This window comes from Pseudomonas sp. A-1, assembly GCF_004801855.1.
Classification (GTDB): Bacteria; Pseudomonadota; Gammaproteobacteria; order Pseudomonadales; family Pseudomonadaceae; genus Geopseudomonas.
Genome location: NZ_SSTC01000002.1, coordinates 1 through 19210 on the forward strand (window position 1 = coordinate 1; position 19210 = coordinate 19210).

The window sequence follows — 19210 nt, forward strand, 5'->3', positions numbered from 1 at the left end:
CAGTCACTGGCCGACGAGAACGCCCGGCTCAAGCGGCTGTTGGCCGAACAAGCCGAGGAGCTGGCCATCGTAAAAAAGGTCGCCGCGTACTTTGCCAAGAGCCTCAAGTGAAGTACGCCTTCATGAGAGCGCACGCCTTGCTGTTCCCGGTGAAAACCATGTGCCGCGTGCTGGGCGTGGCCCGCAGTGGCTTCTACGCTTGGTGCTCACGCAAGACGTCGATGCGCCACCAGCGGAGGATTGAGCTGGATCGGCAGGTCGCGCAGGCATACAGCGCACGCAAAGGGCGCAGCGGGGCTCCACGGCTGTGCCACGACCTGCGAGACGCCGGGCTGCCCTGCAATCGCAAGACAGTTGCCGCTTCGATGCAACGGCAAGGACTGCGTGCCAGGGCCGCCAAGAAGTTCAAGGCCACCACCAACTCCCGCCACTCGCTGCCGGTGGCAGAGAACCTGTTCAAGCAGGATTTCACTGCATTGGCACCGAATCAGAAATGGGTGGGCGACATCAGTGTGCCGCAGCAAGCGGCGTAAGAGATGAGGGTATGGCCCCTCGCCATCAGCTTGCAGGAGCGGGTGGCAAACCACCGCAAGCGGCTTGGGTCAAAAGCCTCGGTCGTGAGCGTTGCGGAAAAGGCGCCCAAAGGCGTCAGGTGTGAACCCGGAAGGCGAACAACCGTGAACTGCCGTTCAAGTGTCGAAACTACTCAGATGACATCGAAACCGGGGAGTGATGTTGCTCCGGGAGAGGCTGGGACGAAACTTGCTTACGGGCCCAGCGGTGTCCGGCATAGAGGCAGCGCGAGCCGGGTTCGGGCTCTTGCGTTGAACTGCGGGAACCTTCGGTGGCGATGGCAAGGGAAAGGCGCAAGCCCGCAAGGCGAGGCCGACAGTACCGATGCGCCACCAAGGGGCGGAGCGGCTCGTAGTAGTGATGAAGTCGCTGTAATGGCGAGGGAGCGAAGGGGCCGCATCATCCAGTCATTCGAATGCGCCAACTGCGTGAGCAGGAGGAGCCCATTCGCATGACAAAGCCGTATGAAATTCCCAAGGCATGGATCTGGGAAGCGTATCAGCGTGTCAGGGCCAACAGAGGTTCAGCTGGCGTCGATCAGGAGTCGATCGAGCAGTTCGAACGTCGGCTGGGCGATAACCTGTATGTCGTTTGGAACCGGTTATGTTCCGGCAGCTACCTTCCGCCGCCGGTGAAAGGCGTGCCGATTCCGAAGAAAGCAGGGGGTGTGCGCCTGCTCGGAGTGCCCACCGTGGCGGACCGGGTGGCGCAAGCCGTGGTCAAGGGTGTATTGGAACCGATCCTGGAGCCGATCTTTCACCGCAACTCCTACGGCTACCGCCCAGGGCGTTCTGCGCTCGATGCGGTGGCGATGGTGCGGCAGCGGTGTTGGGAATACGACTGGGTCATCGAGTTCGACATCAAGGGACTGTTCGACAACATCGACCATGAGTTGCTGATGCGGGCGGTCCGAAAGCACTGTCAGAATCCATGGGTGCTGCTGTATATCGAGCGCTGGCTCAAGGCACCGATGGAAATGGCGGATGGACAGCGGGTAGAGCGGACACGAGGCACGCCGCAAGGTGGCGTCATCAGCCCGCTGCTGGCCAACCTGTTCATGCACTATGCCTTCGACCGCTGGGTGACCGAGCATCTGCGCAGCGTACGTTTCTGCCGCTACGCCGATGACGGGGTGATCCACTGTAAAAGCCAGGCGCAGGCGGAATATGTCTTGCGCCGACTGGCCGCCCGGTTCGGTGAGTGTGGGCTGGAGCTGCATCCGGACAAGACGCGGATCGTCTACTGTCGGGGTATCAATCGTCCGGACGACCATCCGGTCATCCAGTTCACGTTTCTTGGCTACACGTTCCGTCCGCGCAAGGCGGTGGACAAGCATGGCCGGGTCTATGTGAACTTTGCTCCGGCAGTCAGCCGCGATGCCCTGCGGGCAATGCGGCAGACTATCCGGGGCTGGCATCTCCAGCTTCAGTGCGACCGACAACTCGGCGACCTGTCTCGCCGGTTCAATCCAGTCTTGCGTGGCTGGTTGAACTATTACGGACGCTTCTATGGCTCGGCAATGGCCGATGTCTGGAAACACCTGAACGCTTATCTGGCGCGGTGGCTAATGCGCAAGCACAAGTCCCTGGCTCGTCATAAACGACGGGCCAGGGCAATGCTTGGGCGGTTGGCTGCCGCATGGCCTCGGGCTTTCGTACATTGGGAGCTGGGATATGCTCCTTCGGCTGGATGATGGGAGCCGGATGAGTCGAGAGGCTCACGTCCGGTTCTGCGAGGGGCTGGGGGTGAAATTCCCCTGGTCTACTCACCCTTACCTGCACACCGAGGAAGGTTGGCTGTATCTGGCGGTGGTCATCGACCTGTATGGCCGATCCGCGCGGCGGTTTCCACCGCCCAGCGTTGCAGGCGGGTCAGGCGTTCCGGCGTATTGGCCTGGTAACGCTGCGCCGCCAACAATCGTCAGGCCGCGGGGTGCAGGCGCGTCGCCAGCGCCGTGCGGCGGATCACCAGCTTCTCCAGCTCGGCCACGCAGAACACCAGCAGGCCGGCGCCCAGCACCTTGAGCCACTCCAGCGGGGTCAGCCCGGCCGAGCCGAAGATCCCCTGCATGAACGGCGCGTAGGTGAAGGCCAGTTGCAAGGGGATGCAGGCGGCGATGGCCAGCAGCACGTAGCGGTTGCCGAGCAGGCCGCCGCGGCCGAGCACCGGGGCGAAGATGAAGCGGCTGTTGAGCAGGTAGAACATCTCCGCCACCACCACCGCGTTGACCGCCATGGTCCGCGCCGTCTCCAGGCTGGTGCCGGCGGCCAGCTCCCAGAGGAACAGGCCGAGCGCGCCGGTCATCATCAGCACCGAGACCATCAGCACCCGCCAGACGAAGAAGCCCGACAGCAGTGCCTCGCCCACCGGCCGCGGGCGGCGGCGCATGATGCCGCGCTCGGCCGGCTCGAAGGCCAGTGCCAGGCCCAGGGTGCTGGAGGTGACCATGTTGATCCACAGCACCTGCGCGGGGGTGAGCGGCAGGGCCAGCTCGAAGAGGATGGCGGCGATCACCACCAGCGCCTCGCCGCCGTTGGTGGGCAGCATGAACAGGATGAACTTCCTGATGTTGTCGTAGACCGCGCGGCCCTCGCGAACCGCGCTGGCGATGGTGGCGAAGTTGTCGTCGGCCAGCACCATGTCGGCGGCCTCCTTGGCCGCCTCGGTGCCCTTGAGGCCCATCGCCACGCCGACGTCGGCGCGCTTGAGCGCCGGGGCGTCGTTGACGCCGTCGCCGGTCATCGCCACCACCTGGCCGTCGTCCTGCAGCGCCTGTACCAGGCGCAGCTTGTGCTCGGGGCTGGCGCGGGCGAACACGTCCACTTCCATCGCCACCCGGCGCAGGGCGGCATCGTCCATCAGCGCCACCTCGGCGCCGGTGAGCGCCGGCTTGCCCACGCCGATGGCCAGCTGCGCGCCGATGGCGCGGGCGGTCTCGGCATGGTCGCCGGTGATCATCTTCACGCGGATGCCGGCCAGGTGGCAGTCGGCGACGGCGCGCATGGCCTCCTCGCGCGGCGGGTCGATGATGCCGACCAGGGCCAGCAGCACGAAGCCGGATTCGGTGTCGGCGAACGCCAGCCGCTCGCGCTGCGGGGCGGCGCGCTTGCAGGCCAGGGCGAGCAGGCGCAGGCCCTGGGCCGCGGTGTCGGTGGCCATGCGCCGCCAGTAGTCGACCTCCAACGGCCGCTCGCCGTCGAGGTCGAGCTGCGCCACGCACATGTCGAGCACCCGCTCCGGCGCGCCCTTGACGAACAGCCATGGCTCGTCGTCTCCGTCGCGGTGGTAGGTGGCCATGAAGCGGTGCTGCGACTCGAAGGGAATCGAGTCGAGGCGCGGCCAGGCCTCCTCGCCCAGCTGCTGGGTGAAGCCGGTCTTGCCGCCGAGCACCAGCAGGGCGCCTTCGGTGGGATCGCCCTCCACGCGCCACAGCTGGTCTTCCTCGCGCAGGCGGGCGTCGTTGCACAGCACGCCGGCGCGGATCGCCATGGCCAGCGACGGATAGTGCGCGGCCTCGACGATGCGCCCGTCGAGGCTCATGTCGCCCACCGGCGCATAGCCCACGCCGCCGACGGCGAACACGTGGCCGGCGCAGACCACGCGCTGCACGGTCATCTCGTTGCGGGTCAGGGTGCCGGTCTTGTCCGAGCAGATGGTGGTGACCGAGCCCAGCGCCTCCACCGCCGGCAGGCGGCGGACGATGGCGTTGCGCCGGGCCATGCGCTGCACGCCGAGGGCGAGGGTGACGGTCATGATCGCCGGCAGGCCCTCGGGGATCGCCGAGGCGGCGAGGGCGACCACCATCATGAACATTTCCGCCGGCGCATGGCCGCGCCACAGGGTGCCGAGCACGAAGGTGGCGGCCGACAGCGCCAGGATGGCCAGCGCCAGCATGCGGCCGAAGCGGTCGACCTGGCGCAGCAGCGGCGTGCTCAGATTGCGGATGGCGGAGAGCATCTGGTTGATCTTGCCGAGTTCGGTGGCCGCGCCGGTGCCCACCACCAGGCCGCTGGCCTGTCCGTAGACCACCAGGGTGCCCGACCAGGCCATGCCGTGGCGGTCGCCCAGCGGGGCGTCGGCGGCCACGCTGGCGGCGCTCTTCTCGACCGGCAGCGACTCGCCGGTCAGTGCGGCCTCCTCGACGCGCAGTTCCTTGACCTCGACCAGGCGCAGGTCGGCCGGCACGCGGTCGCCCGAGGCGAGCAGCACCAGGTCGCCGGGGACCAGGTCGGCGGCGTCGATCTCGCGGCGCTGGCCGTCGCGGACCACGGTGGCGTGCGGCGAGAGCATGGCGCGGATGGCGTCCAGCGCCGATTCCGCCTTGCCTTCCTGGATGAAGCCGATGATGGCGTTGACCAGCACCGCCAGCAGCAGCACGCCGGTGTCGACCCAGTGGCCGAGGATGGCGGTGATCACGGCGGCGGCGAGCATCACGTACAGCAGGATGTTGTGGAACTGCAGCAGAAGGCGCAGCAGCGGGCCGCGCTTCTTCGGTGGCGCCAGCCGGTTGGGCCCGTGGTGCGCCAGGCGCCGCCGGGCCTCGTCCTCCGACAGGCCGGCGAGGCCGGTCTGCAGGGCCTGCTCGATCTGCGCTCGCGACAGGGTATGCCAGGCAGGTTGCGCGGCTTCCTGGGGGGATGGGGTCGGGTGATCGGTCATTGATCCGTCCTGTTCCGAGTTCCGTCGTGGGCAGGATAGGCCTGGCAATCCGGCAATTCCCTGCAGGATATGTGTGATCTTGTTTCGCGATCGTGTCGACGACCGCTACGGAAGGCGTGGCTGAGGGCGAGTCCCCGGGCACGGTTTGCCGAGCCCGGTTATAACTACAGGTCTCATCGTTCTAAACGCTTATGACAAAAAGCCGTTATTCTCCCGCGCAATTTGCGATGGGCTTGAGTTCGCTCTGCAGGGGTGATGATGGATTCGGCGATTTTCGGTTTCGTGTTTGCAGGCCTGGCGGTCGGCTTCATCGTCGGCATGACCGGCGTTGGCGGCGGTTCGCTGATGACGCCCATCCTGCTGTGGTTCGGCATCAATCCGGCTACCGCGGTGGGCACCGACCTGCTGTACGCGGCGATCACCAAATCCAGCGGCGTGCTGGTGCACGGCAAGAACAGGAACATCGACTGGGCCATCACCGGCTGGCTGGCGCTCGGCAGCGTGCCGGCCGCGGCGCTGACGCTGCTGTTCCTGCACAACCTGCATGCCGACCCGCAGGCCCTGAATGCGCTGATCAAGCAGGCGCTGGGCTTCGTCCTGCTGCTGACCGCGCTGGCGATCCTGTTCAAGAAGCAGCTGCTGGCCTTCGCCAGCCGGCATGCCGGCGACCACTACCAGCTCAGCCCGCCGACGCTGAATGCGCTGACGGTCGTCACCGGCGTGATCCTCGGCGTGATGGTGACGTTGACCTCGATCGGCGCCGGCGCGCTGGGCACGGTCGCCCTGTTCATGCTCTACCCGTTCCTGCCCACCCGCCGCCTGGTCGGCACGGAAATCGCTCACGCGGTGCCCCTGACCCTGGTCGCCGGCCTGGGTCATGCCGGCATGGGCAGCATCGACTGGCAGCTGCTGGGCTACCTGCTGGTCGGCTCGCTGCCGGGCATTTATATCGGCAGCCATCTGACCGGGCGGATTCCCGAGCATCTCCTGCGTCCGTGCCTGGCGATCATGCTGTCCCTGATCGGCTACAAGCTGGCGTTCTGAGCCAGTCCCCCCGGCCTGCGCGGCCGGCAGGGCAAGCCAACGATGGGCGAAGCACCTTGCGGTGTCTTCGCCCATCGCGTTTCTGGCGGGCTTACAGGCTGAATTCGCCTTCCGCGGCGATGGCTTCCAGCGCCAGGCGCGGGCTGGGGGTTTCGCGGGCCTGCAGCGGCTCGGGCAGGCTGGCGGCGTCGCCGCGCTTGCCGACGGCGACCATGGCATGGACCTCGTAGCCGTCCGGGATCTTCAGCTCGCGGCGCGCCAGTTCCTTGTCGAAGCCGGTCATTGCGTGGGTGTGCCAGCCGGCCAGGTGCGCCTGCAGGGCGAAGAAGCCCCAGGCAGCGCCGGTGTCGAAGGCGTGCGAGGGGGCGGGCTGTTCCTCGCTCTTGCCCGGCGCCACGAAGCTGGTCTTCGAGACGATCACCAGCAGCGCCGAGGCGTGCTGCGCCCAGCCGCGGTTGAACTCGACCAGCAGGCTCAGGTAGCGCGGCCAGTCGGCGCTGTCGCGGCGCGCGTAGAGGAAGCGCCAGGGCTGCGAATTGTAGGCCGAGGGCGCCCAGCGCGCAGCCTCGATGAAGCCGAGCAGGGTGGTTTCGGGGATGTTCTCGCCGGTGAAGGCGCGCGGCGACCAGCGCTTGATGAACTGCGGGTCGATGGCATGGGTGGCGACGCGGGAATTGTCGGTCATGGCTCCTGGATCCTTACTATCCGTTGATTGAAAACCTACCCTTATAATTCGATGGCCTGACTTTGGTAACCCGTTGCGGATTTTTCCGGGCCTTCGCCCGCGGCGGAGACTCCCCAGCCAGGTGCGCCTCGGCGGCAGCGACCTGTAGTCGACCGGCCGCGGCGTGGTTTACTGCGCCAGCCAGCCCGTCGCAACGTGCTTCGCGGGCCCATGGAGAATCCGCCCGATGCTTCGCCCCTTCGTGTCCGCTCTGCTGTCGTTGCTGATCACCGCTCCGCTGTTCGCCGGGCAGGTCGAGCGCCAGCCCCTGTTCGACTTCGTCAGCCCCGATGAGGCGGTGCAGCTCGCTACCCACAATGCCGCCCTGCCGGCACCCGCCGCCGAGGTCACGGCGCAGGGCGAGGCGCTGCGCCGGCTGACCTTCGCCGCGGGCGAGGTGGCGAGTGTGCGCCTGGCGCCGCAGGCGGGGAGCTGGGACTGGTCGCAGGCCGGCGCGATGAGTCTGCGCCTGCAGAATGCGATGGACTGGGCGCTGACCATCGACGTGAAGATCGAAAGCGCCGACGGCCAGGCGCTGGTCAGTCGCATCGCCCTGCCGGCCGGGCCGGCCCAGGAGCTGCTGGTGCCACTGCAGGCCAGCTCGCCGCGACAGCAGGGGATGCGCGCCGCGCCGCCGATGCCATGGGAGCACGGCGGCCAGCGCATCCTGCTGGCCACGCAGGTGGATGGCCAGCTCGAGCGCAACCGGGTGGTGGCGGTGACGCTTTCGCTGGATCATCCGCAAGCGCCGCAGAGCCTGCTGCTCGGCCAGTTCGGCGTGCGCGCCGGAACCGATCTCCAGCAGGCGGGCTATGCCGGCCTCGTCGACGGCTACGGCCAGTTCAGCCGCGGCCAGTGGCCCGGGAAGGTCGACAACGACGCCCAGCTGCGCGAAGCGGCCGCCGCCGAACGCATCCAGTTGCAGGGCTGGCTGGCCGGGCGCCCTCGCCAGGATCGCTACGGCGGCCTGCTGGACGGCCCCAGCTTCGTCGCCAGCGGCTTCTTCCGCACCGAGAAGCGCGACGGCCGCTGGTTCCTGGTCACTCCGGAGGGCCATCCGTTCTATTCGCTCGGCGTCAATGCGCTCAGCGCGGCGCAGAGCGCGACCTACGTCGAGGGCCGCGAGGCCATGTTCGCCGACCTGCCGGCGGCCGGCAGCGCCCTGGCCGGCTGGTACGGCAGCGACGACAGCCGGCGCGGCACCGGCGCCAGCCGCGACCTCGGCTTCGCCCACGGGCGCTGGTTCGACTTCTACCGCGCCAACCTGCAACGCAGCTATGCCGAGCCGCGCTGCAGCAGCCCGGCGCCCGCCGCCGCGGCGGACTGCAGCGCCTTCGACGCCCGGCGCTGGACGACGCACACCCTCGACCGCCTGCAGGCCTGGGGCTTCAACACCATCGGCAACTGGAGCGATGCCGCCCTGGTGGAGGCCCGTCGGGTGCCCTACACCCTGCCACTGCTTATCAGCGGCGACTACGCGGTGGTCAGCACCGGCCTCGACCTGTGGGGCGGCATGCCCGATCCGTTCGATCCCCGCTTCGCCGCGGCTGCCGAGCGTGCCGTGCAGGTCGCCAGCCGTGGCCATCGCGACGATCCCTGGCTGATCGGCTACTTCGCCGACAACGAACTGGCCTGGATCGGCAGCGGCGATCCGCTGCGGGCGCGCTACGCGCTGGCGCTGGGCACCCTGCGCCTCGGTCCGGAGTCGCCGGCCAAGCGCGCCTTCGTCGAGCAGTTGCGCGGCCAGTACGCCAGCGTCCGGCAGCTGGCGGCGGCCTGGGGCATCGCGCTGGCGGACTGGGGCGCTCTGGAGGGGGCCGGCTTCCAGGCGCCGCTGCCGCAGGAGGGCCGTCCGGCCATCGCGGAGGATCTGCAGCGCTTCCAGCGCCTGTACGCCGACCGCTACTTCCGCACCGTCGCCGCGGCGCTCGAGGCGCAGGCGCCCAACCACCTGCTGCTGGGCGGGCGTTTCGCCGGCACCACGCCGGAGGCGGTGGCCTCCTGCGCGCAGTACTGCGACGTGCTGAGCTTCAACTTCTACACCCGCGAGCCACAGCATGGCTACGACTTCACCGTGCTGCGCGCGCTCGACAAGCCACTGCTGGTCACCGAGTTCCACTTCGGCTCGCGCGACCGCGGGCCGTTCTGGGGCGGCATGCAGGAGGTCTGGGTCGAGGAGCAGCGCGGTCCGGCCTATGCGCACTACCTGGAGCGGGCGCTGGCCGAGCCGAGCATCGTCGGCCTGCACTGGTTCCAGTACCTGGACCAGCCGGTGACCGGGCGCCTGCTCGACGGCGAGAACGGCCACCTGGGCCTGGTGGCGATCACCGACCGGCCCTGGCAGGGCTTCGTCGAGGCGGTGCGCCAGGCCAACCTGGCAGTCACCGCGCGCCTGCTGGGTCACTAGAGAACTATGCCCACCAGCTTCTTCAGCAGTTCTTCGAGCGGCATGACGGTGAGCAGCAGCGGCACCACCGGCAACAGCGTCGCAAACGCGAGGCGCATGATGACATCCCTGGTGACCGGGGCGATGCGCATCTCCTGCACCACTGCAAAGCTGTTGCCAAGATCGGCAAGCGACTGGATATCGCCGCTGCCCACCAGCGGCTCATCGGCCGGAGCGCCACCGCGCAGCCATTTGTTGTCGAAGTCGCGCACGTAGTTCATCGCCAGACCGCCGTATTCGCGCAGGCCGATGCGCTTGGCGTTGGCCAGTTGCGCCGAAAAGACGAACAGCGGGGCAATGACCAGGCACTCGACGAAGATCACCACCATGGCGATCTCGGCCTTGAAAGCCGGCAGCCTGGAGCCGACGTAGAAGATCCGGTTGGCCAGCATCCCGGCCAGCAGCGCGCCGTGCGCCAGCGCCAGCGGCATGAAGGCGTAGGCCGAGTTGGCGAGGAAGCCCAGGCCGCCGACCCGGTCCGGATGGGTGGGTACCAGGTTCAGCTCGATGCGCGATACCTGCCAGAGAAAGCGCATCCAGATGAACAGGCGGAAGAACCAGCGGATCAGCAGGAACTGGAAGATCGGCACGCTCACGTAGCCGTACCAGATCCCGGCCAGCGACAGATCGAATCCCGAAGCGGTCGGCACCGTATACCAGGTGGCGGTATCGAGGACGGCGGCGCTGCGCCATACCACCAGCACGCCAACCCCGTAGACGAAGGCGATGAGCAGCACCTCGGCGATCACCGAGTTGCGCAGGCGCATGGCGGAGGCAATGGCGGCCTCGAATCTCGTCGTCGCAGCTTCGGGGACCAGCCGGCGCTCGAGGAACTGCCTGACTACCGGACGGATACGCTGATGGACGATCAGCTCGGCGCCGATCAGCAACGGCATCGCCACTAGGAAGCGGATATGCACGTCGAAGTCCATCAGAAAGGGGATGGCCACCCCGCCGCCCAGCAGTCGTCCCTCGAGCGCCGAGAGCAGCAGCAGCGGCAGCCAGGCCAGCAGCGCGATGAAGAGGATGCGTTTCTGCGCCAGTTCGAGCGCGTCGCCGGACAGCCGCGCGCGGCGGAACAACTGGAACAGCGGGCCGCCGAGAACCAGCGAGAAGTCGGCCGGATCACTGGTGAATCGTTCAGGCGCTGTCGGCTGGTCGGGTGCAGTCTTCATTCCGGCTACCATGGCGGAGTCAATGTCCCTGACTGGCCCGTCAGGGCGGGGAGCCTTGCCCGGACAGTCCTGCTTGCCGGCCCGGAGCGCCCGGCGCGGTGTCCCCCGTTTCACGATAGACGATGAAGTCCGGGCCGGCGGCCGGCGACCTCCTGATCGCCAGCCGCTGGCGGTGTTCGCCTCGTCGCTGGCCGGCGTGGCGACCAGCATCAGTCATCCGGGCAAGACCTCGTCCCGCGGAGTGCCAGTGGAAACCCTAGCCAGCCTGGGCATCCACGATGGCTCCGTGCGCGTCTCGGGACGATTGTTCAGATCCACGCAGCAGGCGTGGCTGCGCTCTCGTCACCCGGCCTGCAGCTCGAGGTGCTGCGGGGCGATCTCGCCGTCGCTGACCAGCAGGGCGAAGTGGATGACGCTTTCCAGTTCGCGGGTGTTGCCGGGCCAGGCATGGCGCTCCAGCACCTGCTGCGCCGCCAGGCCCAGCGTCGGCGCCGGCAGGCCGAGCCGCTGGGCGTGTACGCCGAGGAAGTAGCCGGCCAGCGGCAGGATGTCGCCCGGCCGCTGGCGCAGCGGCGGCAGTTCCAGGCTGCCATCGGCCAGGTAGTCGATCAGGCGCTGGTCGAACTTGCCCACCGCTGCCGCGCGGCTCAGGTCGAAGCTGGTGGCGGCCACCAGGCGCACGTCCACCGGATTGGCTTCCCGCGCACCGACGCGCAGCACCTCGCGGGTTTCCAGGGCGCGCAGCAACTGCCCCTGCAGCTTCAGCGGCAGATCGCCGATCTCGTCCAGATAGAGGGTGCCGCCGTGCGCCGAGCCGAACCAGCCGGCGCGGCTGCTCGCGGAGCCGTTGTGGACACCCGGCACGTGGCCGAACAGTTCGGCCTCGGCGTGCTGCGGGCTGAGGCTGGCGCAGTTGAGGGCGACGAACAGGCCGGGCCGGCCGCTGGCGCGGTGGATGTGGTGGGCCAGCAGTTCCTTGCCGGTGCCGGTTTCGCCGCGGATCAGCAGCGGCTGGCCGCCGGGAGCGAGGCGCTTGACCTCCTGGTACAGCGCCTGGGAGCGCGGGTCGACGAACACCAGCGCCTTGGCGCGGATGCTCAGCGGGCTGCGCTCGGCGTCGCTGAAGGTCAGCACGGGTTGGGCGAGCGGGTTGTCGGATGGCATGGCGGACTCCGGGCCGGGGTGCGCGCCGGCCGTTCAGGACGAGGGGAGGCCCGCCGCGCGGGCTTCAGGCCAGGCGGCGGGCATGCTGTTCGATCAGGTTCTGCAGGCGGAAGAGGTGGGCGAAACCCTGCTCCCACTGGCGGTGGCCGGACTTGACGTTGATGTGCCCGGCGCCGGCCAGCAGAACCGGCTCGGCACCCCACTGGCGGGCCAGCTCCAGGGCGCGTGCCGGGGTGGCGGCGGGGTCGTTGTCCGAGCCGACCAGCAGGCTGGGGAACGGCAGCAGCTGGCGCGGGATGGGCGCGAAGTCCTGCAGCGCCTCGGGGCAGCCGGGGCGTTCGACGTCCGCCGGCGCCACCAGCAGCGCCCCCAGCACCTTGTCGCGCAGCGCCGGTGCCGCCTGGGCCGCCCAGTGGGCGAGGGTGACGCAGCCCAGGCTGTGGGCGATCAGGATCAGCCGCCGGGGCGCTGCCGCCACGTGGCAGTCGAGACTGGCGACCCAGTCCTCGCGACGCGGCTGCAGCCAGTCGTCCTGCTCGACCCGGCTGGCATCCGGCAGGCTGCGCTGCCAGTGACTCTGCCAGTGTTCGGCGGGGGAGCCCTGCCAGCCGGGCAGGATCAGGTAGTGGACGGCGTGACGGCGCATGGGCTGGCCCTCGTGGAGGCTGTGGACCCGTGCAGTCTAGGTAGCGGATGAAATATTGTTAAGTAATAAAAAATTATTTATCTATTCTATATGGTTATTTTTTTGTGACTCAACCATGCCCCGGCCGATGGCGGTGGGGCGCCAGCAGCCAGTGCTGATCCTTGCCCTGCAACCGCTGCATGCCGTTCTGCAGCCAGTGGCTGGCGGCCTTCTCCGCCCGCTGGATGAGTTCTGCGGTGTGCGAGAAGTCGAAGGTGTTGATGGCCAGCGGGCACAGGGGCGGCAGCACGACCAGTTCGCAGCGCTGCGCGAAGCGGTCGACGTCGGCCAGCAACTGGCGCATGGCCAGCAGGTTGATGGCGTGCAGGGCGATGGCCAGCGCGCCGTGGGGTGGCTCCTGCAGCGCACAGGGCGTGCCGGTGGGCAGGATCAGCACGCGGGTCGCCCCCAGTTCGATCGCTGCGGAAATCGGCGTGTTGCTGGCGATGCCGCCGTCCATCAGCGGCCGGCCGTCGATGACCACGCTGGGAAACACTGCCGGGATGGCCGCACTGGCGAGCAGGGCATCGGCGGCATCGCCGGTGGAGAGGATGACTTCCCGGCCGTCCAGCGCATCGGTGGCAACCACGTGGCAGGGCAGCGCGGCGTCTTCCAGGTTGCGGTAGGGCAGGCGCGTGGCGATCAGGGCGCGCAGCGGGTCGGGCTGCGCCAGAAAGTCGCGCCGGCCGAGCAGGCAGAGCAGGGTGTCGCTGGTCGACAGCGGGAAGACATCGCTGCGGCGCAGGTCCAGCCAGATGCGCTCGAGCTGCGCGACGCCGCTTTCGTCGGGTGCGGCGGCATAGTAGGCGGCGTTGATGGCTCCCACCGAGGCGCCGACCACCAGGTCGGGGGTAATGCGCGCGCGACACAGCGCCTTGAGCATGCCGACCTGCACGGCGCCGAGGCTGCCGCCGCCGGCCAGCACGAAGGCGGTCTTCGGCGCGCCCATGAGGTTTCAGGGCAACAGGCTGGGCCAGATGCCGATGTTCGGTGGCAGCGGGCAGTGGTGGACATGGTCGCCGGTACACCCCTGTGCGAGCGGACCGCTGGCCGCGCTCTGGGCCTGGCCGCCGGCGACAAGGGCGACCCCCACGATCATGGCACCCAGCAGCCAGGGATAGGCATCAACCTTGACCTTCATGGCACGCCCCTTCGGTAGCGGTCAGGGAGTGCGGTCCGTGCATGCGGGGCAGAAAGCCGGCCTGCGGTTTCTGTCCCGGGCGTGGCGTGGGCGGAGCGGCCGTGGCCACGGATCCTCACAGGCTGAGCTTAGCCCAGCCCATCCGGGGCGGCATGGCGAGGGGAGGGGCGCTGCCCAGGCGGCAGGCTGGCCGGCAGTCCCGGAGCGCGTGGCGCTCCGGGAGCCTATCGGGCTGACGGGTCAGCGGGAGGCGGAGGACAGGCTGCGCACGCCATCGACCAGCACCTTGCCGTCGACGCCGCTGGCGTCCTTGATCCAGGCATCGGCGACGCCGGCAGTGGCGTCCTGCATGGCCTTGTAGGCGGCGGCGTCGATGGCCACCAGGCCTTCGGCCGGGGTGGCGCTGCGGGCGGCGTCCATCGCCTTGTCCCAGGCGGTGGCGAAACGGTCGTTCAGCGCCGGGCCGCTGTTGCGGTCGATGATTTCCTGCAGGTCCTTGGGCAGGCTGGCGAACTTGTCCTGGTTCATCAGCATGGTCAGCACGGTGTAGCCGAAGGCGTTTTCGCCAGCCGGGGTGGCGCTGTGGTACTGGGTCACCTCGTTGAGCTTGGTGGCCGGGACCACTTCCCAGGAGGCCAGGGCGCCGTCGACCACGCCCTTGGAGATGGCTTCGGTCATCTGCGCCGGCGGCATGCTCACCGGGGTGACGCCGAGGGCTTCCAGGGTCTTGGCGGCGGTGCGGCTGGAGGCGCGCAGCTTCAGGCCCTTGAGGTCCTCGAGGGTCTTCACCGCCTTGCCGCGGGTGTGCAGGTCCATGCCGCCGTCGCCGAACACGGAGAGCACCTTGTAGCCCTTGAAGTCGTCCTTGGCATACTGCTCGTAGAACTTCCAGATGATGTCGTTACCGGCCTTGCCGCCGTAGGGCAGCATGAACGGCAGCTCGAGGGCCTCGACGCGCGGGAACTTGCCGGCGGAGTAGGCCGGGGCGGTCCAGACGATGTCGGCCACGCCGTTGCGCGCCATGTCGGCCAGCTTGGCGGGGGTGCCGCCCAGCTGCATCGACGGGTACAGCTGGCACTTCAGGCGGTCGTTGGACTCCTGGCGCAGCTGTTCGCACCACGGCTCGATGATGTTGACCTGGGCGTTGGAGGTGGACGGCAGGAAGTGCGCAACCTTCAGGGTATAGCTGTCGGCGGCCTGGGCGGCGCCGGCGGCGCCGATGGCGAGGGTGAGGGCTGCGAGCTTGAGGGTTTTCATGGAAGGAGGCTCCCGTTCTTGTTGTGGCTGGATTGTTAACATTTCAATCAAGGGGTTGCACGTGTTTTTTGAAGCGTTTTCACGCTTGCGCGGCGCGCCTGCATTCGCGGCAAGGCGCTGCCCGTGCGTGCCCGGCGACGCTGGCCGGCCATGCGGCATGGTCCGCGGGGATGGCGTCGGCCGCGACTTTCCGTGATCCCGCGACGCTACCTGAGCGATTGGCGTTGCGCACCGCGCAAAAGCTGACCCAGGTCAACGCCAGCTCCGATCCCGCGGAAAAGCCGCGCAATCAGGCGAGAAACGAGACGGCGCCGGCGGCGAGGCACGGCTGCGGCGCGGTCACTTCTTCTGCTCGTCGGCCAGTTCGGCCGCGGGATCGCTCCGCTGGCGAGGGCGGGCAAATAGGTCGAGAATGGCCGCCTGATGCGCGCCCGGCAATCGGCGCGCGCGACCACGGTCAGCCCCGGCAGGGGCCAAGCGGAAGGACAGCATGGACAAGATATGGCAACAGATGTGCACGGCGGCCGGTATCGACCCGCAGCGGCGGCTGGCGGCGCGCCGGGCGATCCTCGAGGACGCCCAGGCGCTGGAGTGCACCCTCTACCGCCCCGACGAGAATGACCCGGATGCCGAGGAGGAGGATCTGGGCGAGGCCCGCGTCCTGCTGGTCGGGCCGTTCCAGGCACCGGAGCACTGGGAGGCCGCGGAGCGCGAGGCATTCTTCGGCGACGACGATCCGGCACTGTTCGTCACCGCGCTGATCGAGTGCGAGGCCGAGCCCGGCTCCGCTGCCTTCTTCCTCGCCGAGGAGGGCGACTACCTGGCGGCGATGACCGGCCAGGGCGAGGTGGCGATGTATTACGTCCACGACTGTGCCGAGGACGACCACGGCCGGCGTTGCGTGCTGATCCGCGACGACCAGCCGCTGGATTGAGCGGCGCGCCTCAGTGGCGCAGCAGATAGGTCTCGTCGTCGGCCTGGACCTGTTCGAACACCCACTGCCAGTAGCCCAGCAGGGTGGCGCCGCCATTGATCGCGTGCAGCCACTGGGCGCGGGAGAAGTGCGGGTGTTCGGCGTGCCGGTGGCCGGCCGCGTACTTGTCCTGCAGCTCGTTGGGCGAGCAGCGGAAGTCGTTGAGATCGTAGGGAGAGGCCTTCCTCAGGGCTATCGTGCGGCCAGTGAGCGAGATGAACATGGCTGGGCTCCTTGCGGTTTGCTTCGATGACTGTCGCCCCGGCGGGCGCCGGGACGGAGGGCGGACAGGCCCTCCGGCTTCCGGATTACTGTATATGCGTACAGTTAAAAATCAAGCATTCCTGCATGCGGAAACGACAGACCCCGGCGCAGGCCGGGGTCTGTGTGGCGTCACCCGGGGAGGGTGGCGGGGGGTGATGTGTTGCTTCAGTGCACGAGCTGCTCGAACAGGTAGTCGGGCAGCGGGTCGATCACGATGCTCTGGCCCCGGTAGTTGGCCTTCACCTCGTCCCTGGCGATCACGCCGTGCGGCAGGCGCGTGTCGTCGCCCAGTTGCTCGCGCGCGCGGTAGTCGATCAGGCAGCCGTCGGCTTCTACCCAGATATGGGGAGAGATCACCTTGCCGTCCAGTTCCACAGTTCCCAGCATTGCCCGATACGGAATCCGCTTCTCGGCGAGGCGCGTCACCACGAGGCGGCTCAGGCCGTCGCAGGCAGCCTTGGCGGAGTCCAGGTCATCGAGCAGGTTCTTTAGCTGGGGTTCGTTCATGAGGGGATTCCTCTGCTTGTCAAGGTGGCCCCATTTTAGACCAAGGTCTAATGCTCGTGAATAGGTTAACGACGGATTCGGGCGATTTTTTTGCGGCGCACAACGGTCGCTCGCTGCCCGGGGGCAGCCTGCGCCGACCTGCCGTGGGCTGGTCGGCGCCGGACAAGCGTACCTCAGTGGGGCTTGCTGCGCGTCGACTTGCGCCGGGCGGAGGCACCCTCGGGGCTCAGCAGGTGCAGGTAGTCCTGCAGGTAGTCCTGCAGGGTGGTGCTGATCGGCATGGCTCCGGTGGTTTCCTTGAGGGCGGCGGCGGCCTCCTTCTGCCAGGCGGATACCGCTTCCTGGGTCGCGGCGGAGAGCGAGCCGTGATTGCTCAGGGTGGTTTCCGCCAGATGCTGCACGGCGCGGGTCTGCAGCTGCAGGGCCTTCCAGTAGAGGTCGCTGGAGACCAAGGCCAGGCGGCTCCAGTCGCTGGCGTCGAGCATGCGCGTGGTGGCGTTCTCCAGTTCGGCGGCGCAGGTGTCGACCGCCCGGCTGCCGGCCTCGTTCCAGCGCAGGGCGTTTTCCCGCTGCAGGTCGCAGAGGCGGAAGGAGAACTGCAGATTGACCTTGTACAGCGTCAGGGCGGACTGGGCATCGAAATACATGGCGACTTCCCTCGGGGCTGAGGTGGGAGGAGGGGCGGCAGGCTACTTTTCACGCACGTACTGGCCGGGCGCGTCGTCGAGCGGCGGATAGCCGCGCTCGGGGGTGCCCAGCGCGGGTGGCGCGACGGGTGCCCCTGAGCGCTCCTGCAGCCAGGCCTGCCACTGCGGCCACCAGGAGCCCTCGTGGCGCGGTGCATTGGTCAGCCAGGCGTCGGGGGCCACGTAGGTGCCGCCGGCGGGGCGGTCCATGACCTGGTAGTGGCGCCGGGCCCGGCCCGGTTCGCTGACGATGCCGGCGTTGTGGCCGCCGCTGGTGAGCAGGAAGGTGATCGGCGCCGGCGTCAGGTAGTGCAGCTTGAACACCGAGCGCCAGGGAGCGACGTGGTCCTGGGTGGTGGCCACGCAGAAGATCGGCGTGTCGATGTCGCTCAGCGACACCGGGCGCCCGCCCACCGGGTAGCGTCCCTCGCTGAGGTCGTCGTTGAGGAACAGGCGGCGCAGGTACTGGGCGTGCATGCGGGCCGGCATGCGCGTGGCGTCGGCGTTCCAGGCCATCAGGTCGTTCATCGTGCCGCGCTCGCCCATCAGGTACTCGCCGACCATGCGCGACCACAGCAGGTCGTTGGAGCGCAGCAGCTGGAAGGCGCCGACCATCTGTCCGGCGGTCAGGTAGCCGGTTTCGCGCATCTGGGCCTCGAGCAGGCTGACCTGGCTCTCGTCGATGAACAGCGCCAGCTCGCCGGGCTCGGTGAAGTCGGTCTGCGCGGTGAACAGGCTGACCGAGGCGAGGCGCTCGTCGTTGTCGCGGGCCATGGCGGCGGCGGCGATCGACAGCAGGGTGCCGCCCAGGCAGTAGCCGGTGGCGTGCACCTTCTGGCCGGGGACTATGGCGTTGATCGCCTCGAGGGCGGCGAAGAAGCCGAGCTGCAGGTACTCGTCCATGCCCAGGTCGCCGTCCTCGGCGCCGGGGTTCTTCCACGACAGGCAGAACACCGTGTGGCCCTGGTCGACCAGGTACCTGACCAGCGAGTTGTGTGGCGACAGGTCGAGGATGTAGTACTTCATGATCCACGCCGGCACGATGAGGATCGGCTCGGGATGGACGGTACCGGTGGTCGGCGCGTACTGGATCAGTTCGATCAGGCGGTTCTTCAGCACCACCTTGCCGGGCGTCGTCGCCACGTCGCGGCCGACCACGAAGTTCTCGGCGCCGGCCGGCGGCCGGCCGGCGGCCATCCGCTCGAAGTCCTCCAGCCAGTGGATCATGCCGCGCGCCAGGTTGCCGCCGCCGGTTTCCAGGGTGCGCTGCAGCACCACCGGGTTGGTCGGCAGGTAGTTGCCGGGCGAGAACAGGTCGAGCAGCTGGCGGGCGGCGAAGGCCACCACCTCCTCGTGGTGGCGCGACACCCCGCGCACGCCGTGGGTCGCCGCGCGCCACCAGTCCTGGGTGAGCAGGAAGGACTGGTGCATCAGGTTGAACGGCCAGTCGTGCCACTCCCGGGCGGCGAAGCGACGGTCGCGCCTGGGCGGTTCGACGCAGTCGTGGGCCGGGCAGTCGGGGGTTGCGAGGGCGATCTCGCGCAGGTACTGGCTGACCCGCCGGGTATGTTCCAGCGCCAGGCTGGTCAGCTCCAGCTGCTTGCCGGGCGAACCGGCCAGGTGGCAGGACCAGTCGATCAGGGCGAGCAAGAGGGCGGTGGGGGAGAGCGACGAACTGGCCCGGGCGATCGCGGCGTGGACCTTGAGATCGAGGGGATTGGGGGCGCCGTCGTCCGGCACGGGCGTCGAAGGCGGCAGGGCGGCCGCAGGGGTGGGCATGTTCATCGTTTACTCCTTCAACTGGCGGAACAGGCTCTCGCGGTGCCGCAGCGCTCCGTTGATGCGGCGCAGACGCCCGCAGGCGGACGTCTGGAAGGCTCGGGCCAGACGGTATAGAGATCGGGGCTCGAGG

Annotated in this window: 16 protein-coding genes and 1 pseudogene; 5 read left to right on the forward strand and 12 right to left on the reverse strand. The window is 68.4% G+C overall.

Annotation, left to right across the window (positions count from 1 at the left end; translation table 11 throughout):
* Both E5198_RS00490 and ltrA read left to right on the forward strand, forming a co-directional pair.
* Window positions 1-512: pseudogene (locus E5198_RS00490) on the forward strand (IS3 family transposase); the annotation flags it as partial.
* Between the two features lie 512 nt (window positions 513-1024).
* Window positions 1025-2266, forward strand: coding sequence for a group II intron reverse transcriptase/maturase (gene ltrA / locus E5198_RS00500; protein ID WP_136488057.1), 1242 nt, complete (start codon window positions 1025-1027; stop codon window positions 2264-2266).
* Window positions 2267-2493: 227 nt separating this feature from the next.
* Here ltrA and E5198_RS00505 read toward each other — a convergent pair whose 3' ends face one another.
* Window positions 2494-5232: a cation-transporting P-type ATPase gene (locus E5198_RS00505; protein ID WP_136488058.1), complete on the reverse strand. Its 2739-nt coding sequence runs from the start codon at window positions 5230-5232 to the stop codon at window positions 2494-2496.
* 258 nt (window positions 5233-5490) lie between these two features.
* Between E5198_RS00505 and E5198_RS00510 the strand changes: the two genes are divergently transcribed.
* Complete coding sequence (locus E5198_RS00510; RefSeq protein ID WP_136488059.1) at window positions 5491-6276, forward strand: sulfite exporter TauE/SafE family protein; 786 nt, start codon at window positions 5491-5493, stop codon at window positions 6274-6276.
* Window positions 6277-6367: 91 nt separating this feature from the next.
* Here the strand turns inward: E5198_RS00510 and E5198_RS00515 are convergent, their stop codons facing one another.
* The gene (locus tag E5198_RS00515; RefSeq protein WP_136488060.1) at window positions 6368-6961 is read right to left on the reverse strand and encodes a nitroreductase family protein; all 594 of its coding nucleotides are present in this window, start codon (window positions 6959-6961) and stop codon (window positions 6368-6370) included.
* Between the two features lie 226 nt (window positions 6962-7187).
* On the opposite strand from E5198_RS00515, the gene E5198_RS00520 reads away from it, so the two are divergent.
* Complete coding sequence (locus E5198_RS00520; RefSeq protein ID WP_136488061.1) at window positions 7188-9407, forward strand: beta-agarase; 2220 nt, start codon at window positions 7188-7190, stop codon at window positions 9405-9407.
* Here the strand turns inward: E5198_RS00520 and E5198_RS00525 are convergent.
* The 6 genes from E5198_RS00525 to E5198_RS00555 all read right to left on the reverse strand — a co-directional run bounded on the left by E5198_RS00525 (window position 9404) and on the right by E5198_RS00555 (window position 14868).
* Complete coding sequence (locus E5198_RS00525; RefSeq protein WP_218569022.1) at window positions 9404-10831, reverse strand: hypothetical protein; 1428 nt, start codon at window positions 10829-10831, stop codon at window positions 9404-9406. The two genes, E5198_RS00520 and E5198_RS00525, sit on opposite strands and share 4 nt — an antisense overlap.
* 132 nt (window positions 10832-10963) lie before the next feature.
* The gene (locus tag E5198_RS00535) at window positions 10964-11785 is read right to left on the reverse strand and encodes a sigma 54-interacting transcriptional regulator (RefSeq protein WP_136488063.1); all 822 of its coding nucleotides are present in this window, start codon (window positions 11783-11785) and stop codon (window positions 10964-10966) included.
* A gap of 64 nt (window positions 11786-11849) precedes the next feature.
* Window positions 11850-12431 (reverse strand): alpha/beta hydrolase, encoded by a 582-nt coding sequence (locus tag E5198_RS00540; protein ID WP_136488064.1) that lies wholly within the window; start codon window positions 12429-12431, stop codon window positions 11850-11852.
* 109 nt (window positions 12432-12540) lie between these two features.
* Window positions 12541-13419, reverse strand: coding sequence for a patatin-like phospholipase family protein (locus E5198_RS00545; RefSeq protein ID WP_136488065.1), 879 nt, complete (start codon window positions 13417-13419; stop codon window positions 12541-12543).
* A gap of 6 nt (window positions 13420-13425) precedes the next feature.
* Window positions 13426-13611 (reverse strand): hypothetical protein, encoded by a 186-nt coding sequence (locus tag E5198_RS00550; protein WP_136488066.1) that lies wholly within the window; start codon window positions 13609-13611, stop codon window positions 13426-13428.
* A gap of 240 nt (window positions 13612-13851) precedes the next feature.
* The gene (locus E5198_RS00555) at window positions 13852-14868 is read right to left on the reverse strand and encodes a TRAP transporter substrate-binding protein (protein ID WP_136488067.1); all 1017 of its coding nucleotides are present in this window, start codon (window positions 14866-14868) and stop codon (window positions 13852-13854) included.
* 511 nt (window positions 14869-15379) lie between these two features.
* Between E5198_RS00555 and E5198_RS00560 the strand changes: the two genes are divergently transcribed.
* A complete protein-coding gene (locus E5198_RS00560) occupies window positions 15380-15802 on the forward strand; it encodes a hypothetical protein (RefSeq protein ID WP_136488159.1) in 423 nt (140 codons plus the stop codon).
* A gap of 10 nt (window positions 15803-15812) precedes the next feature.
* Here E5198_RS00560 and E5198_RS00565 read toward each other — a convergent pair whose 3' ends face one another.
* The 4 genes from E5198_RS00565 to E5198_RS00580 all read right to left on the reverse strand — a co-directional run bounded on the left by E5198_RS00565 (window position 15813) and on the right by E5198_RS00580 (window position 19083).
* Window positions 15813-16064 carry a hypothetical protein gene (locus E5198_RS00565; RefSeq protein WP_136488068.1) on the reverse strand — a complete coding sequence of 84 codons (252 nt, stop codon included), beginning with the start codon at window positions 16062-16064 and terminating at the stop codon, window positions 15813-15815.
* Window positions 16065-16270: 206 nt separating this feature from the next.
* Window positions 16271-16612 (reverse strand): hypothetical protein, encoded by a 342-nt coding sequence (locus tag E5198_RS00570; protein WP_136488069.1) that lies wholly within the window; start codon window positions 16610-16612, stop codon window positions 16271-16273.
* A gap of 173 nt (window positions 16613-16785) precedes the next feature.
* Window positions 16786-17259, reverse strand: a complete 474-nt coding sequence (locus E5198_RS00575; RefSeq protein ID WP_136488070.1) for a hypothetical protein — start codon at window positions 17257-17259, stop codon at window positions 16786-16788.
* Window positions 17260-17301: 42 nt separating this feature from the next.
* Complete coding sequence (locus tag E5198_RS00580) at window positions 17302-19083, reverse strand: alpha/beta hydrolase (protein ID WP_136488071.1); 1782 nt, start codon at window positions 19081-19083, stop codon at window positions 17302-17304.
* Window positions 19084-19210 lie beyond the last annotated feature (127 nt).